Here is a 15204-nt window from a genome sequence, read left to right as displayed (position 1 = left end):
AAGGGAAGCCATCGTGCTGAAGCTGCAGGACGTGGAAATGGCGTACGGCGCCATCAGGGCGATCAAGGGCGTGTCGCTCGAGGTGCGGCAAGGCGAGGTGGTCGCGATCATCGGCAGCAATGGCGCCGGTAAGACGACGCTGCTGAAGGGCATCGTCGGGCTGGAGCGCGTGGCGGGCGGCCGGATCCTGATCGACGGCAAGGACTGCACCGACGTGCCTCCGCACAAGCGCGTCGCGCTGGGCCTGGCGCTCTCGCCGGAGGGCCGCGGCGTGTTCGCGGACCAGAGCGTGCAGGACAACCTGCTGCTGGGCGGCTACTCGCAGCGCAAGGACAGGCGCAAGGTGGAGGAGCTGGTGGAGCGCGAGTTCGCCCGTTTCCCGCGCCTGAAGGAGCGGCGCCAGCAGATGGCGGGCACGCTCTCCGGCGGCGAGCAGCAGATGCTGGCCATCTCGCGCGCCCTCATGAGCGAGCCCCGGCTGCTGCTGCTGGACGAACCTTCGCTGGGGTTGGCTCCGATGGTGGTGGCGGACATCTTCCGCTCGATCCGTGCGCTGCGTGACTCGGGCCTGACGATCGTGCTGGTGGAACAGATGGCCAACAAGGCGCTGGCCGAAGCCGACCGCGCCTACGTGCTGGAGACCGGCCGCGTCACGCTACAAGGCGCGGGCCGGGACTTGCTGAAGCATCCCGACGTGCGCGCAGCCTATCTCGGCAAGCATTGAACAGGAGTCGAACATGGAAACCAAGGACAAGCCGCGCAGGGGCATGGCGCCCCTGCTGTACGTGGACGAGGAGTGGCTGGCGCTGCGCACCGAGGAAGTGCTGGAGCCTCGGCTGCCGATCGTCGATGCCCATCACCATCTGTGGAACCGCTCGGGGGCTTACCTGGAGCCGCAGCTGGCGGCCGATCTCGCCTGCGGCCACAACCTGCGCGGCACGGTCTACATCGAGTGCACGTCCATGTACCGCGCCGAGGGCGACCCCCGCTTCGCCTGCGTCGGCGAGGTGGAATACGCCAATGGCGTGGCGGCACTCTTCGCGAGCGGCTACTACGGGCCGGTGCGGGCCTGCGCCGGCATCGTCGGCAAGGTGGACCTGACGCTGGGTGCCTTCGCCGAGGAGGTGCTGCGCGCCTGCATGGCGCACGCGCCGGACCGCTTCCGCGGCATCCGCCACATGGCGGCCTGGGACGCGAGCCCGAAAGTGAACGTGCTGATGCGGCCACCGGCGCGCGACCTGTTGCTCGATCCGCGCTTCCGGGAGGGCTTCGGGAAACTCGCGCCGCTGGGCCTGTCCTTCGACGCCTGGGTCTACCATCCCCAGCTGCCGCAACTGGTGTCGCTGATCGATGCATACCCGGACACGCGGGTCATCGTCGACCACATCGGCGGGCTGGTGCACACCGGCCCTTACGCGAGCCGCGCGGACGAATCCTTCCGCGAATGGAAGGCATCGCTGCAGGCGCTGGCGCGGCAGCCGAACGTGTTCATGAAGATCGGCGGCCTGAGCATGCGCATGCACGGCTGCGACTTCATCGATCGCGACCTGCCGCCGACCTCGCAGGAACTGGCGCAGGCCTGGGCGCCGCACGTGGAAACCTGCATCGAGATATTCGGCGCCGACCGCTGCATGTTCGAGAGCAACTTTCCGCCGGACAAGTGCGGCGTGTCGGCGGTGGTACTGTGGAACGCGTTCAAGCGGCTCGCGGCCGGCTGCTCGGAGGGCGAGAAGGCGAACCTGTTCGCGGGAACGGCGATTCGGGCGTATCGTTTGCCGGAGGCGCTCGCCCAATGAGCGGTCCGAGCAAGCCGGGCTGACCACCAGGTCTTCGCCCACTGAGCCGTGTCGCAGCTCGCAGGTCCAGTCGCCGTGGGGCGGAGGCGGTTGGCATCGTCCTTGCATTGTTTTCCTGATGAAGACATACGGGTAAGCCCCGCGATCTGGAGATCCCAATGAGCAAGCAAGCGCGTGAGAAGACCGTCGCCTTCGTCGGCCTCGGCCAGATGGGCGGTCCCATGGCCGAGAACCTGCTGAAGAAGGGCCATGCCGTCGTGGTCTACGACATCGACAAGCGCAAGGTGTCGCGCTTCGTGGAGTTGGGTGCCCAGGCGGCCACGGGGCCGGCCGATGCTGCGCGCCAGGCGTGCGTGCTTATCTCCATGGTGGACACAACGGCCCAGATGGAGGAAGTGATCGCCGGGCCCGACGGCTTCATCCAGGCCGCGCAGGCCGGCGACGTGGTCATCAGCATGAGCACCATCGACCTGATGGCACTGCGCCGCCTCCATCCCAAGCTGATGCAGAAAGGCGTGGAACTGCTCGACTCTCCCGTGACCGGCATGGAGAAGGGCGCGAAGGAGGGCGTGCTAAACGCCTACGTCGGCGGCGATGCGGCGGCGCTGGAGAAGGTGCGCCCCGTGCTGGCCTCGATGGCTACCAAGATCACCCACTTCGGCGCCATCGGCCAGGGCCTGGCGATGAAGCTGATCAACAACATGCTGTTCCAGGTCAACCGCGTGCTGATCATGGAAGGGCTGGCGCTGGGCGCGAAAGCCGGCCTCGATCCGCAGCAGATGTTCGAGACGATCAGCGGCACCACCGGCAACAGCGTAGCCTTCCAGTACTCGGCCCCGCGCATCCTCAACCGTGAGTTCGACGGCATCCGCATGGACATCACCTTCAAGGACGTCGAGTTGCAGACCCAGCTCGCGAAGTCGCTGGGCATGCCAATGTTCATGGCGAACACCGCGCTGCAGGTCTACCAGATGGCCCGCGCCAAGGGGCTGGGTAACAAGGATGCCGTCTCGGCGATCCAGATGTACGAGGAGTGGACCAGCGTGCCGGTCGAGGCCCGCAAGAAGTGATGGCGATGACGCAGGAAACCGCTCCGTCCTTCCAGCACCTCGCGGCCGAACTGCGGCTGTACTGCGGCGAGGACAGCCTCGCGGCGCTGGCCCGGGAGCTGAAGCGCAATGGCTGCAGGCGCGCGGTCGTGGTGAGCGGCCGTTCGGTGGCCCGCTCCGGCGCGATGGACCTGCTGCGCAACGCGCTGGGTCCCGTGCTGGTCGGCGAATCCCAGTCGGTGCAGCCGAACAGCCCGGTACCGGCGGTGGAGGAGGTCGCGCGCGTGCTGGAGGCGAACGAGGCCAATGCGGTGATCGCAGTTGGCGGCGGCTCGGCGGCCGTCACGGCGCGCGCCGCCGCCATCCTGCTGGCGGAGCGAAAGCCCGCGCAGGAACTCTGCACGCGGCGGCTGCCCGATGGCCGGTTCGACAGCCCGCGGCTGGATGCCCCCAAGCTGCCGCAGTTCGTGCTGCCCACCACGCCCAGCACGGCCTTCGTGAAGGCCGGCAGCGCGGTGCACGACGCTGCGACGGGCCAGCGGTTGGCGCTGTTCGACCCCAAGACACGCGCGAAGGCGCTGTTCCTGCACCCGGCGTTCCTGCGCACGGCGCCGGTTGCGCTGGTGCGGGAGGCGACGCTCAACACCTTGTCGACGGCGGTGGAGGCGCTGGAGTCGCCGCAGTGCGATCCTGTTTCCGAGGCCATGCTGATGCACACGCTGCGGCTGATCGCGCGCAACCTGGACCGCCTGGAGCAGGACGAGACCGCCGGGCGCGAATACCTCGCGATCGCAGCCGTGCTCTGCGGACGCGGCACGGAGCAGGCGGGCGGCGGCCTCTCGTCCGTGCTGGCCCATGCCATCGGTCACCGCGCTCATGTGTCGAACGGCGTCGTGAACGCGATCGTGCTGCCCTACACCATGCGCTTCAATGCGCTGGCAACGCAGCAGACGACGCCGCGCATCGCCGACAGCCTGGGCCACGGCCAGACGGGCGCAGCGGCGGACGTGCTCGAATCCCTGCTCGCGAAGCTGCCCATTGCGCACCGGCTGCGCGACATCGGCATCACCGAGGCGGATCTCGACGTCATCGCGCAGGCGGCCATGGGCGATTTCTTCGTCAGCCGCAGCCCGCGGCGGGTGCAGGGCGTGGCAGATGTGCGCGGGATCCTCGACGCAGCCTGGTAGCCCGATGCCCTGGCAAACGTCAGGACAACTTACCGTCCGGCGCAAAAAAGCCGACTCGACACCGGCCGGGGCCGGTTCCCACAATTCGGGCTAGGAGCAATACTGTTCAGATAGAAAAAATCGTTGATAATCCATGTTCATCGAGACTCCGATGGGCGTGGACGATGGCGAGAACTCGCAAGGCGCTACCGGCGAAGGTGGACGTGGCGCACCTGATCAGTGCTGGCGTGCTGGCCAGCGTGTGTCCACGGGCGTTGATCGAGGAGGTGTTGGCCGACACAGGCCGGGCGAGCCAGCGCGAGCGGCTGCTGCCGGCGCCGGCGGTCGTGTACTACGTGATGGCGCTCGCCCTGTGGCGCGAGGCGCCGCTGGAGGAAGTGCTGCGCGTCGTGTGCGAAGGCTTGCAGTGGCTGGGCGGCGGCGAAGCTGGCGCGGTGCAAGCCAGCAAGTCGGCCATCTCGCAGGCGCGCAGCCGGCTGGGCTGCGAGGCGATGCGCCAGTTGGCCGAGCGCGTGCTGCGCCCGCTGGCCACTCCGGGGGCGCCGGGCGCGTGGTATCGGGGGCTTCGCGTCATGGCCATGGATGGCAGCTGCATGGACGTGGCCGATGAGGCCGCCAACGCCCGGTACTTCGGCTACCCGGGCGCCTCGCGCGGCCAGAGTGCCTTCCCGCAGGCGCGGGTGCTGGGCCTCGTGGAATGCGGCACGCATGCGGTGGTGGGCGCTGCTATTGCACCCTACAGCCACAGCGAGCAAGCCATGGCCGCGCAATTGCTGCCGGCCAAACTCACGCCCGACATGCTGGTGCTGGCCGACCGCAACTTCTACGGCTTCAAGCTCTGGCGCATCGCCTGCGCCAGCGGCGCCAAGCTGGCCTGGCGGGTCAAATCGAACCTCAAGCTGCCGGTGCAACGAATGCTGCCCGATGGCTCGTACCTGAGCAGCGTGTTCGACAGCGCCGACCGTGCACGCAGTGCGGGACAACTCGTGCGGGTGATCGACTACACGCTGCACGACTCGGCCACCCCGGTGCAGGACAGCTACCGGCTGGTGACCAACATCCTGGACCCCGAGCAGGCGCCGGCGCTGGAGCTGGCCGCGCTGTACCACGAGCGCTGGGAGATCGAGGGCGTGTTCGACGAGTTCAAGACGCACCTGCGCGCCAACAGCACCGTGCTGCGCAGCAAGACGCCCGATCTGGTCCAGCAAGAGCTGTGGGGGTTGCTGCTGGCGCGCTTCGCGATTCGGCAGTTGATGACACAAGCTGCGTGGCCGCGCGGGCTCGATCCCGATCGCCTGAGCTTCATGCACGCGCTGCGCGTGATCAAGCGCAAGATGCCGCAAGCTGCGGCCGTCCCCCCTGAGCGTCTGGTTGCCTGGCGCGACGCGATGCTCGATGAGATCGCCGCCGGCCGGTGCGTGAGCAGTCGCGGGCGCTTCAACCCGCGCGGCGTCAAGCGCAAGATGAGCAACTTCAACGTCCGCCATCGAGGCGAACTGCTGCACCAGCAGCATCAGCCAACGCCGGTGCTTCGTATCTGAACAGTATTGGGGCTAGGAGGCAAACTATGAAACGTCGCAATTTCTGCGCGCTGATCGTCACCCTGGCGGCCAGCGCATCCCCGGCCTTGCAGGCGCAGGAGAAATATCCGTCCAGGCCGATCCGCATCATCGTGCCCTTCACGGCCGGCGGCGTGGGCGACACGGTGGCGCGCATCATCAGCCAGCCGCTGGGCGAGCTGTTGGGGCAGAGCGTGATCGTCGAGAATCGCCCGGGCGGCGACAGCGTCACCGGGACCGAATACGCGGCCAGGATGCCGCCGGACGGCTACACCATCCTGCAGGTCTCGACGCCGCAGACGATCAACATGGTGCTGCGCGAAAAGCCGCGCTACGACTTGCTGCGCGATTTCGCGCCGGTGGCGCGCGTCGCCGGATCCACCCTGGTCCTGGTGGTTCCCGCCACCGCTTCGCCTCGCAGCGTTGCGGACCTCATCGCCTACGGCAAGACCAAGCCGGGCGGCCTGAGTTACGGCTCGGGCGCGGTCGGTTCGGTGGGCCACCTGTCCGGGGAACTGCTCAAGCGAGCCGGCGGGGTCACGGCGCTGCACGTGCCGTACAAGGGAAATTCGGCGGTGATTCCCGACCTTGTCGGCGGCCGGCTGGATTTCTTCTTCGCCTCCCAGCCGGAGGCCGTGCAGGGGGTGGCGGGCGGCCACCTGCGCGCGCTCGCCGTGACTGCGACCCGCCGCGTGCCGACCTTTCCCGACGTACCCACCATGATCGAATCGGGCTTCCCGGGCTTCGACCCAGCCAGCAACTATGGCTACCTGGTCCCGGCTGGCACGCCGGCGCCGGTCGTCAGGCAACTGGGCGATGCCATCGGGAAGGTTGTGGCTTCGCCGGCCGTGCAGGAACGCTTCCAGGCCCTGGGCCTCACGTCCAGCTTCGGCGGCCCCGATGAACTCGCGGCCACCTTGAAAGGCGAGATCGCGCGCTGGGGCCAGGTGGTCAAGGCGGCGAATATCCGGCCCGAGTAGCGCGCGCCCTGGGTCACTGCTTGGGCCGCGCCAGTTCGGTGACGAAGTGCGTCATCGGCAGGGGCTCCGCTACGTCCGCGCGCAGGCGTTCGGCCAGTTCCTTGCTTCCGAGCGCGCTGCGCAGCGCCTCGGACAACCGGTTCACGGCATCGGCGGGCGTGCCGGCCGGCACCAGCAGGCCGAACCACAGGTAATAGTTGAATCCCGGAATGCCCTGCTCAGCGATGGTCGGCACGTCGGGCAGCGCAGGCAGGCGGGCCGTGGACGTCACCGCCAGCGCGCGCAGCCGGCCTCCCTTCACCTTCGACGCGCCGCTGCCATAGGCCTCGAAGATCATGCTCACGCGTCCGGCATGGCGGCCGCATTGCCCTTGTAGGGCACGTGCAGCAAGTGCAGGCCGGCCTACTGCAGGAAGATGGCGGCCCCCATGTAGGTGGTGGTGCCGACACCCGCCGACACGTCGGTCAGCTTGTTGGGGGTTGGCCTTGGCGCGCGCGATGAAATCGGCCAGGGTCTTGTCCGGCTGGTCCGGCCCCGCCACCATCAGCAGCGGCGAGCGCACTATGGGGCCGACCCGGTGAAGTCCTTCATCAGGTCGTAGCCGGGATCCTGCTTGACCGCCGGCTGGATGGCGATGGTGCCTGCGCTCGCCAGCACCGTGTAGCCGTCGGCCGGCTGCGACTTGACATAGCGGATGCCCAGCAGCCCGTCGGCACCCGGCTTGTTCTCGATCACGACCGGCTGGCCCAGCCTTTCGCTCATCTGCTGGCCGACGAGCCGCGTCACGAGGTCCAGCAGGCCGCCCGGCGACGAGGGCGAGCGCGAGCGCGGCGAGACCGCGACCAAACGAGCTTTTCATGATGTGTCTGTTGCGAATGCCGGATCGTAGGCAGGCGAGGCGTCATCGTGAGTCGTATTTGCTGGCCCTTGCGTCGGCGTCCCCGACGCTGACGCCGATAAGCGCAACTTACCGGAAGCCCCAGGAAAGTTGAATTGACGCAACGCTGCGGCCACTTCAGACTTGCCAGCCACCGGACACAAACAAATGGCCCTGTTGCACGAGCTTTCAAAATACGCTGTGGCAGAAGTGGGCCGCACGGCGCGGCGCGAGATCACCCGCCATGCCAAGCGCGCCGTGCTCGACTGGCTGGCGGCAACCTACCCGGGCACCCGCTGCGCCCCGGCGCTGCAACTGGTGCAAGCCTGCCGCGACGAACTCGGTGTGGGCGCCAGCAGTGTCGTCGGCTTCGGCACCACGTCCTTCCCTGCGACGGCAGCTTGGATCAACGGCAGCGCCTCGCATGCCGTGGAGTTCGACGACATCTACCGCGAGGCGGTGTACCACCCGGGAAGTCCCACGGTGGCAGCGGCGCTGGCGATCGCGGAGGCGCGCGACGCGAGCGGCGGCGAACTGCTGGCCGCCGTCGTTGTCGGCTACGAGGTCGCCACCCGCATCGGCGCGGCCCTGCAGCCTTCGCACGTGCGCCGTTTTCATGCCACCGGCACCATCGGCTGCCTGGGCGCCGCCGTTGCCGCAGCAGTGCTGCTGCGCCCCCGCGATGCGCAGGCGGTGCGGCACGCCATGGCCACCGCCGCCACTTTCGCCTCGGGCCTGCAGCAGGCCTTGCGCTCCGAGGCGATGACCAAGCCGCTGCATGCGGGGCACGCTGCGGCCGTGGGCGTGCGGGCGGCGCAGGCCGCCGCACACGGGGTCACGGGCGCGGCCGATATCCTGGAAGCGGAGCTGGGACTGGGCGCAGTGATGGCCGAGCAGACCGACTGGTCGCGGGCGACCCAGGGGCTGGGCGAGAGCTACCACATCGCGCGCGTGACGCACAAGGTGCATGCCTGTTGCGGGCACATTTTCCCCGCCATCGATGCCGCCTTGGCCTTGCGTGCGCGGCACGGGATCGATGCAGGGCGGATTGCGGCGATTCACGTCGCAAGCTATCCGCAGGCGGTGGAGGCCACCGGCCGCTTCGAGCCGCGCACGCCGTACGAGGCCAAGTTCAGCCTGCCCTATGCGGTGAGCCACGCGCTGGTGCATGGGTCGGTGGGGCTGGATGCCTTCGCATCGGAGCGGCTGGCCAGCGCCGAAGTTCGCGCGCTGATGCGGCTGTGCACGTTGGAAGCGGTTCCTGAACTGGGCCAGCGGTTCCCCTCCCGCCGCGACACGCGGGTCACGATCCGCACCACGGATGGCGCGGAGTTCGCCGAATTCCGCGCGTTCCGCCGCGGGGATCCCGAGTTCCCGCTGGCCGATGCCGAACTGGACGCCAAATTCGAGGCGCTCAGCGCGCCCGTGATCGGCGCAGCGCGCGCCCAGGCCTTGCGCGCGCAAGTGTGGCGGCTCGACGAACTGCGCGTGCGCGACTTGCGCCTCGCGCTGGACAACCGGCAGTGAGGTGAGATGACATGGAACTGAGGCACCTTCGTTATTTCGTCGCCGCGGCGGAAGAGGAGCATTTCGGCCGCGCCTCCCATCGGCTGCACGTCTCCCGCCCAGCCGTGTCGCAGATGGTCGCCGACCTGGAGGAGGAACTCGGCATCATGCTGTTCGAGCGCATGGCGCAGCGGGTGAAGCTCACCGCGGCCGGCCGCGCGCTGCTGCCGCAGTTCCAGACGATCATTGGCGACTTGCACCAGGCGGTCGCCCTGGCGAAGCGGGTGGGCGAGGGCAAGACCGGCGTGCTGAACATCGGCTACGGCTCGCTCACGCTGCTGCACCCGCTGTTCCGCGCGGCGATGAAGCGCTTCCACGAGACCTACCCGGAGGTCACGCTGTCGCTGTTCGAGATCCCCACCTCCGAACAACCCAAGGCGCTGGCGGAAGGCAAGATTCACGCGGGCTTCATGCACTTCGGGCCGAAGTCGGGCGCCGGCCGGCCGCGGCGGGCGCCTGGCGCGGTGCCGCAGGACGAGACGGTGCTTGAGAACCTGCGCATCCAGTCGGGCGGCCTGGGCGTCGTCGTGCCCCACGACCATGCGCTGGCGCCGCGTAAGTCGGTGTCGCTGGCCGAGCTGAGCAAGGAACGCTTCGTGGTCGTTCCGCGTTCCAGCGTGAGCCCCGGCTACGGCCCCCTCTACGCGTTGTGCCAGAAGGCCGGCTTCCAGCCGCAGATCGTGCAGGAGGTGGGGTCCATCGCATCCCAGCTGAACCTGGTGTCCGTCGGCATGGGCATCGGCCTCACCGTAACCGGCAAGAACTTCAACTACCCCGCCAGCCTGGCCGTCATCCCGCTGAAGGACGTGAACTACACGACCACCTTCGCGCTCGGCTGGGTGAAGGGCCGCACCGAGCCCGTGCTGGACCGGCTGGTCGCGATCGTCAAGGAACTCGCAACATGAACCGCCAACAAGGAGACAAACCATGAAAAACGCCATCGTCCGCACCCTGGGGCTGCTCGCCGCCCTCGCGCTGCCCCTCTCTCCCGTCGTGGCCCAGGAGCCCGCGCCTCCGCTGCACCTGGTGGTGCCCTACTCGGCCGGCGGCACCACAGACGCCCTTGCGCGCCTGCTGCAGAAGTCCTTGGCCGACGTGCTCAAGCGCACCGTCATCGTCGACAACAAGCCGGGGGCCTCCGGTACCATAGGCACCGAGTTTGTCGCTCGCGCGGCGCCCGACGGCAACACCATCGTGTTCGGCAACCAGGGGCCCAATGCGATCGTGCCGGCGGTGCGCAAGACGCCCTACGACCCCATCAACGACTTGCGGCCCCTCACCACCGTGGCCTTCATGCCCTTGGTGCTGACGGTGCCGGCCGAGCGTGGGCCGAAGACCCTCAAGGAGTTCATGGCGCAGGCGCGCAGGCCGGGCGCGAAGATGAACTACGGCTCTTCCGGGATCGGCTCCTTCGCCCACCTCACGGGCTACGAGTTCGCGCGCCTGGGCAACCTGGACCTGACCCACGTGCCGTACAAGGGCGGCGCAGGCGTCGTCACGGCGCTGCTCGCCGGCGACATCCAGGGCAGCTTCCTCACGGCCATGGAGGCCACGCCCCTGATGCAGTCGGGCAAGATGCGCGTGCTGGCGGTCGGGTCGCCTAAGCGCGTGGCCACGCTGCCGGACGTACCCGCCGTGGCCGAGGAGATCCCCGGGTTCGACAGCGTGATCTGGTTCGCGGTGTTCGCGCCGAAGGGCACCAGCGACGAGATCGCCGAGAAGCTGCGCGCCGCGGTCGTGCAGGCGGTGAACCGCCCCGAGTACCAGAACTACCTGGCGCAGCGCAACTCGGAAGGTCGCACGACGACGCCCCAGGAACTGACGGATATCATCAGGCACGACATGCAGCATTGGGGCGATGTCGTGCGCCGGGGCAACATCCCCATGTGACGCAAGGGGCGAAGTGACAGAGATCCAGTTCGGCCAGTCCGTCCCCCGCCGCGAGGATGGCGCCGGACGATTACGCGCAGACCGAGCAGTAGGACGGCACCAGCGCCTTCCTGGAGAAGCGCAAGCCGGACTGCTCAAGGTTCCGCCAGCCGCGCCGCACCGGTTGAACTGCGAGGGCAGGCGCCACGCGGACCGTGTCGCTATCACTCCCGCTCGATGCGGTACACGCGCCGAGCCGTCTCGGCGAAGATCTTGCGCTTCTCGTCGGGCGAGCAGCCCGCGGTGATCCGCTTGAACATGTTCCACACCGTGCCGTAGCTGAAGCCGGCCTTGTCGACGGGGAAGTTCGATTCGACCATGCAGCGGTCGGCCCCGAACAGCTCGATGCAGGGCTCGATATAAGGGCGCCACAAGGCGGCCAGTTCCTTCGAGGTGACGGGCCGGTCGGCCCCGATGTAGTCATAGTTGGCCAGGTGCATCAGCACGCCGCCCATCTTGACGCAGACATTCGGGCAGCGCGCCAGCTCCCTCATGTCGCGCAGCCATTGCGCGTGGTTCTCGGCCTCGCGGCCGGCATAGCCACAATGGCCTACCGGACTGCCGGAGTGATTCACCAGGATGGTGGCGCCGGAGTGGGCGCGCGCCATCGCCGTGATGTCGGGAATCTGTGGGTGGTACACGCTGGCCTCGAAGGCCAGGCCGAGGGACGCCAGCAGGTCCAGCCCGCGGCCGAACGCCGGCTCCAGATAGAGGCCGGGGCCGTCCGCGCACACGGCCCCGCGCACCACCGGATCGGGATCCCATTTGGAGCGCTGCCGGACGCCGCGGAACCGGCCGTTCGCCGCTTCGATCTGCGCCTCGAGCGTTTCCCGGGTGCGTTCGCCCTGGGTGAGGTCCGCGTAGCCGACGATCGCGGCGGCCACGCGAGTGGCCGTGTACTTCCGGCTCGCCGCCATGGCCGCCATGCCGACGGCGAACTCGATCTCGCCCACCGGCTTCAAGTGCTCCGGGCCGTGGGCGCGGTACATGGAGTGGCACTCGACGTAGACGGTGGCTTCGACGTTGTGGCCCGACTCGGCCGCATCGCGGGCAAATTGCTCGACGAAATAGCGGTCCGTCCCGGCATACGCGCCATCCCAGAGGTGCGTGTGTGTGTCGATGATAGTCAGGTCCGGTTCCAGCGCCGGCTCGCGCCGGCCCAGCTTGAGCCAATCCTCGTTGGGGGCATAGAGCTGGCCGAAGCGGGTGGCGGGTTGCGACGAGGTCACGTGGGTCTCCATCAGGGTTTTTTGGCAGCGCAAAGCACATGCACGAGCCGTGCCGGGCGTGCATTGCGCCCGCGCGCTCATGGAAATGGCCGGTCTATCGCCGCACTCCGTCGGGCGCATGTCTCCATGGAAAACAACCGCTGTCCTCGGTGGGGACATGAGGCTGCGACACCAGGCGTTGCCGGGTAGATGTTTCAAGGGTTAACCCTGGAGAAGGCATCCTCTGCGCATGGCATGGGAGTTGCGTGCTATGCCCTTCGAATCCTCCACCATTACAGGAACCGACCTCATGAAGAAAGCCTTTGCCGCCTCCACCTGCGCGTTGTTCGCATCGCTCGCGGTATGCGGGGCTAGCGCTCAGAATGTCAAGCCGTTCCGTATCGGCGTGCTGAACGACCAGTCCTCGGTCTATTCGACCATCGGCGGCAAGGGCGCCCAGCTCGCGGTGGAGATGGCGGTGGCGGACTTCGGCGGCAAGGTGCTCGGGCGCCCGATCGAAGTGCTTTCGGCCGACCACCAGAACAAGGTCGACGTCGCGACGGGCATCGCTCGCGAATGGATGGAGTCCAAGGACGTGCAGGCCATCTTCGACCTGCAGAACTCCGCCGTGGCGCTGGCCGTGATCCCGCTGGTGCAAAAGGCCAATCGCATCGCCATCGTCTCGGGCGGCGCCTCCTCCGAGATCACCGGCAAGGCCTGCACTCCGGTGTCCTTCCACTGGACCTATGACACCTACTCGCTGTCGCGCGTGCTGCCGCGGGCGCTGATTGCCAGCGGGAAGAAGAACTGGTACCTCATCGATTCCGACTATGCGGCGGGCGCCGCGCTGGAGCGCGATGTCGCGGGCGCCGTGGAACAGTTTGGCGGCAAGGTGGTCGGCAAGGTGAAGGTGCCGCTGGGTGCGACGAACTTCGCCTCGACGATGCTCGCTGCACAAGGCTCCAAGGCAGACGTAATCATGCTGGGCGGTGCCGGCGCCGACCTGATCAACCAGGTCAAGCAGGCGCGCGAGTTCGGCATCAGTGAACAGCAGGTGCTGGCGACGCCCTACGCCAATATCATCGACGTGCACGCGCTCGGCCTGGCGGCGGCCCAGGGCCTGTATGTGAGCGAGCCTTTCTATTGGGACCTGAACGACGAAACCCGGGCGTGGTCCAAGCGCTTCATCGCCAAGATGGGTGTACCGGCCACCAGTTTTCAGGCCGGCAACTACAGCGCGGCCCTGCACTACCTGAAGGCGGTGGCCGCCGCCGGTACCTCGGACGGACTCAAGGTGGCTGACGCTATGCGGCGCATGCCGATCAACGACATGATGACGAAGAACGGGCAGATCCGCGCCGACGGCCGCGTCGTTCGCGATCTCTACCTGTTCCAGGTGAAGTCGCCGGCGAAATCCAAGTACAAGTTCGACTATTACGAGACGCGCGCCACTGTTGCCGGTGCCGATGCCTTTCGCCCGCTCGCCGAAAGCGAGTGCCCGCTGGTCAAGCGCTGAGCATTGAACAGCCGGGCCTGCGCCGTTGGTGACGCCTTCCGCCATGACTGACTTCATCCTGCAGACCACCGGCCTGAAGCGCAGCTTCGCCGGCATCCGGGCCGTGGACGGCGTGGACCTCGCCGTCCGGCGCGGGAGCATCCACGCCGTGATCGGGCCGAACGGCGCCGGGAAAACGACCTTGTTCAACCTGCTCACCAAGTTCCTGGAGCCCACCGAAGGCCGCATCCTGCTGCGGGGCGAGGACATCACGGCGGCCGGCCCGGCGCAGATCGCCTCGCTGGGCATGGTGAGGTCGTTCCAGATCTCGTCGGTGTTCACGCGCTTGACGGCACTGCAAAACGTGCGAGTGGCCCTGATGCGCCGCGGCGGCCACTCGTTCCACTTCTGGCGCTCGCATCGAGACCTGGACCGCCATAACCAGCGGGCGATGGAGTTGCTTGCCGCCGTCGGTCTCGAACGCTGGGCGCACGAGAGGGCCGCGCGCCTGCCGTACGGCCGCAAGCGGGCGCTCGAAATCGCCACCACACTGGCGCTCGAGCCGGACGTCCTGCTGCTCGACGAGCCGCTGGCCGGGATGGGTCAGGAGGACGTCGAGCAAGTGGCTGCGCTCATCAAGTCGCTGGCTGGGCCACGCACGGTCCTGCTGGTCGAACACAACCTCAAGGTCATCGCGCAACTAGCCGACGTGATCACCGTCATGGCGCGCGGCCGCGTGATTGCGGAGGGCCCGTATGCGACGGTTTCGCAGAATCCCGAGGTGCGCTCGGCCTACCTGGGGTCGTCCCATGCCTGAATTGCGGGAGCGGAAGCCGGCGTCGGCCGCAGCGCCGCGGATGGTGCTGGAGATCCAGGATCTGCACGCCTGGTATGGCGAGAGCCATGTGCTCCATGGCGTCGACCTGCAGCTTGCCGAGGGCGAGCTGGTGTCCCTGCTGGGCAAGAACGGCGCGGGCAAGACCTCGACCTTGAGGAGCATCCTCGGCATCGGGCCGCGCAGCCGCGGCTCGATCCGCCTGTACGGCAAGGAGGTGCTCGGACAACGGCCCGAAGTGATCAGCCGCATGGGCATCGGCTATTGTCCGGAGGAGCGGGCAATCCTCTCCAGCCTGACGGTGGAGGAGAACCTCATGCTGCCGCCGGTGATCGCGCCGGGCGGACTGTCGGTGGAGGAAATCTTCCGCCTGTTTCCCAACCTGCAGGAGCGCCTGTCCACCCAGGGCACGCGGCTTTCGGGGGGGAGCAGCAGATGCTCGCGATCGCCCGCATCCTGCGCACCGGCGCGCGCCTGCTGGTGCTCGACGAACCCACCGAAGGCCTGGCGCCGGTGATCGTGGAGCAGATCGCCAACACCATCGCGCTGCTGAAGGCCAGGGGCTTCACGATCCTCTTGGTCGAGCAGAACCTCACCTTCGCGATGTCCCTGGCCGATCGCTTCTACCTCATGGAACACGGCCGCGTCGCCGGCATGGTGGAACAGCGGGATGCGCCGGCCCAGTCGGGCCGCCTGCAGGAATGGCTGTCGCTATGAAGTACG

The 15204-nt window shown here is 67.9% G+C and carries 11 protein-coding genes and 3 pseudogenes; 12 read left to right on the top strand and 2 right to left on the bottom strand.

Annotated elements, in window-relative coordinates:
- Nucleotides 1–13 precede the first annotated feature (13 nt).
- From EUB48_RS16060 to EUB48_RS16035, 6 genes and pseudogenes are all read left to right on the top strand, one after another.
- Nucleotides 14–724, top strand: a complete 711-nt coding sequence (locus EUB48_RS16060; protein ID WP_210411644.1) for an ABC transporter ATP-binding protein — start codon at nucleotides 14–16, stop codon at nucleotides 722–724.
- Between the two features lie 13 nt (nucleotides 725–737).
- Nucleotides 738–1796 (top strand): amidohydrolase family protein, encoded by a 1059-nt coding sequence (locus EUB48_RS16055; RefSeq protein ID WP_142820067.1) that lies wholly within the window; start codon nucleotides 738–740, stop codon nucleotides 1794–1796.
- A gap of 158 nt (nucleotides 1797–1954) precedes the next feature.
- The gene (locus tag EUB48_RS16050; RefSeq protein ID WP_142820066.1) at nucleotides 1955–2866 is read left to right on the top strand and encodes an NAD(P)-dependent oxidoreductase; all 912 of its coding nucleotides are present in this window, start codon (nucleotides 1955–1957) and stop codon (nucleotides 2864–2866) included.
- A gap of 5 nt (nucleotides 2867–2871) precedes the next feature.
- A complete protein-coding gene (locus tag EUB48_RS16045; protein WP_168226766.1) occupies nucleotides 2872–4032 on the top strand; it encodes an iron-containing alcohol dehydrogenase family protein in 1161 nt (386 codons plus the stop codon).
- Nucleotides 4033–4196: 164 nt separating this feature from the next.
- Nucleotides 4197–5393, top strand: a pseudogene (locus EUB48_RS16040) (IS4 family transposase); the annotation flags it as partial.
- A 206-nt stretch (nucleotides 5394–5599) separates the two neighbouring features.
- Nucleotides 5600–6571 carry a Bug family tripartite tricarboxylate transporter substrate binding protein gene (locus tag EUB48_RS16035; RefSeq protein ID WP_142820064.1) on the top strand — a complete coding sequence of 324 codons (972 nt, stop codon included), beginning with the start codon at nucleotides 5600–5602 and terminating at the stop codon, nucleotides 6569–6571.
- A 13-nt stretch (nucleotides 6572–6584) separates the two neighbouring features.
- Here the strand turns inward: EUB48_RS16035 and EUB48_RS22070 are convergent.
- A pseudogene (locus tag EUB48_RS22070) lies at nucleotides 6585–7333 on the bottom strand (Bug family tripartite tricarboxylate transporter substrate binding protein).
- Nucleotides 7334–7616: 283 nt separating this feature from the next.
- On the opposite strand from EUB48_RS22070, the gene EUB48_RS16020 reads away from it, so the two are divergent.
- The 3 genes from EUB48_RS16020 to EUB48_RS16010 are packed head-to-tail and all read left to right on the top strand — an operon-like array spanning nucleotide 7617 to nucleotide 10904.
- Nucleotides 7617–8975: an MmgE/PrpD family protein gene (locus EUB48_RS16020; RefSeq protein ID WP_142820061.1), complete on the top strand. Its 1359-nt coding sequence runs from the start codon at nucleotides 7617–7619 to the stop codon at nucleotides 8973–8975.
- Between the two features lie 11 nt (nucleotides 8976–8986).
- Nucleotides 8987–9919 (top strand): LysR substrate-binding domain-containing protein, encoded by a 933-nt coding sequence (locus EUB48_RS16015; RefSeq protein WP_142820060.1) that lies wholly within the window; start codon nucleotides 8987–8989, stop codon nucleotides 9917–9919.
- Nucleotides 9920–9941: 22 nt separating this feature from the next.
- The gene (locus EUB48_RS16010; RefSeq protein ID WP_142820059.1) at nucleotides 9942–10904 is read left to right on the top strand and encodes a Bug family tripartite tricarboxylate transporter substrate binding protein; all 963 of its coding nucleotides are present in this window, start codon (nucleotides 9942–9944) and stop codon (nucleotides 10902–10904) included.
- Between the two features lie 203 nt (nucleotides 10905–11107).
- On the opposite strand, the gene EUB48_RS16005 is transcribed toward EUB48_RS16010, so the two are convergent.
- Nucleotides 11108–12205 (bottom strand): amidohydrolase family protein, encoded by a 1098-nt coding sequence (locus EUB48_RS16005; protein WP_210411643.1) that lies wholly within the window; start codon nucleotides 12203–12205, stop codon nucleotides 11108–11110.
- Between the two features lie 256 nt (nucleotides 12206–12461).
- Between EUB48_RS16005 and EUB48_RS16000 the strand changes: the two genes are divergently transcribed.
- The 3 genes and pseudogenes from EUB48_RS16000 (at nucleotide 12462) to EUB48_RS15990 (ending at nucleotide 15198) form a co-directional block, all read left to right on the top strand.
- A complete protein-coding gene (locus tag EUB48_RS16000) occupies nucleotides 12462–13667 on the top strand; it encodes an ABC transporter substrate-binding protein (RefSeq protein WP_142820058.1) in 1206 nt (401 codons plus the stop codon).
- A gap of 43 nt (nucleotides 13668–13710) precedes the next feature.
- Nucleotides 13711–14463, top strand: coding sequence for an ABC transporter ATP-binding protein (locus EUB48_RS15995; protein WP_142820057.1), 753 nt, complete (start codon nucleotides 13711–13713; stop codon nucleotides 14461–14463).
- Nucleotides 14456–15198 (top strand): annotated as a pseudogene (locus EUB48_RS15990) (ABC transporter ATP-binding protein). Before EUB48_RS15995 ends, EUB48_RS15990 begins: the two are co-directional and overlap by 8 nt.
- Nucleotides 15199–15204 lie beyond the last annotated feature (6 nt).

The sequence above is a fragment of the Rhodoferax sediminis genome (assembly GCF_006970865.1).
GTDB lineage: Bacteria > Pseudomonadota > Gammaproteobacteria > Burkholderiales > Burkholderiaceae_C > Rhodoferax_A > Rhodoferax_A sediminis.
This window is presented reverse-complemented; position numbering and strand designations above follow the sequence as displayed.

Excerpts from the sequence above, each read along its gene's own strand:
- EUB48_RS16045 (WP_168226766.1), top strand. The coding sequence starts at position 2,872 with ATGACGCAGGAAACCGCTCCGTCCTTCCAGCACCTCGCGGCCGAACTG.
- EUB48_RS16035 (WP_142820064.1), top strand. The coding sequence starts at position 5,600 with ATGAAACGTCGCAATTTCTGCGCGCTGATCGTCACCCTGGCGGCCAGC.
- EUB48_RS16020 (WP_142820061.1), top strand. The coding sequence starts at position 7,617 with ATGGCCCTGTTGCACGAGCTTTCAAAATACGCTGTGGCAGAAGTGGGC.
- EUB48_RS16000 (WP_142820058.1), top strand. The coding sequence starts at position 12,462 with ATGAAGAAAGCCTTTGCCGCCTCCACCTGCGCGTTGTTCGCATCGCTC.
- EUB48_RS15995 (WP_142820057.1), top strand. The coding sequence starts at position 13,711 with ATGACTGACTTCATCCTGCAGACCACCGGCCTGAAGCGCAGCTTCGCC.
- EUB48_RS16015 (WP_142820060.1), top strand. The coding sequence starts at position 8,987 with ATGGAACTGAGGCACCTTCGTTATTTCGTCGCCGCGGCGGAAGAGGAG.
- EUB48_RS16055 (WP_142820067.1), top strand. The coding sequence starts at position 738 with ATGGAAACCAAGGACAAGCCGCGCAGGGGCATGGCGCCCCTGCTGTAC.
- EUB48_RS16050 (WP_142820066.1), top strand. The coding sequence starts at position 1,955 with ATGAGCAAGCAAGCGCGTGAGAAGACCGTCGCCTTCGTCGGCCTCGGC.
- EUB48_RS16010 (WP_142820059.1), top strand. The coding sequence starts at position 9,942 with ATGAAAAACGCCATCGTCCGCACCCTGGGGCTGCTCGCCGCCCTCGCG.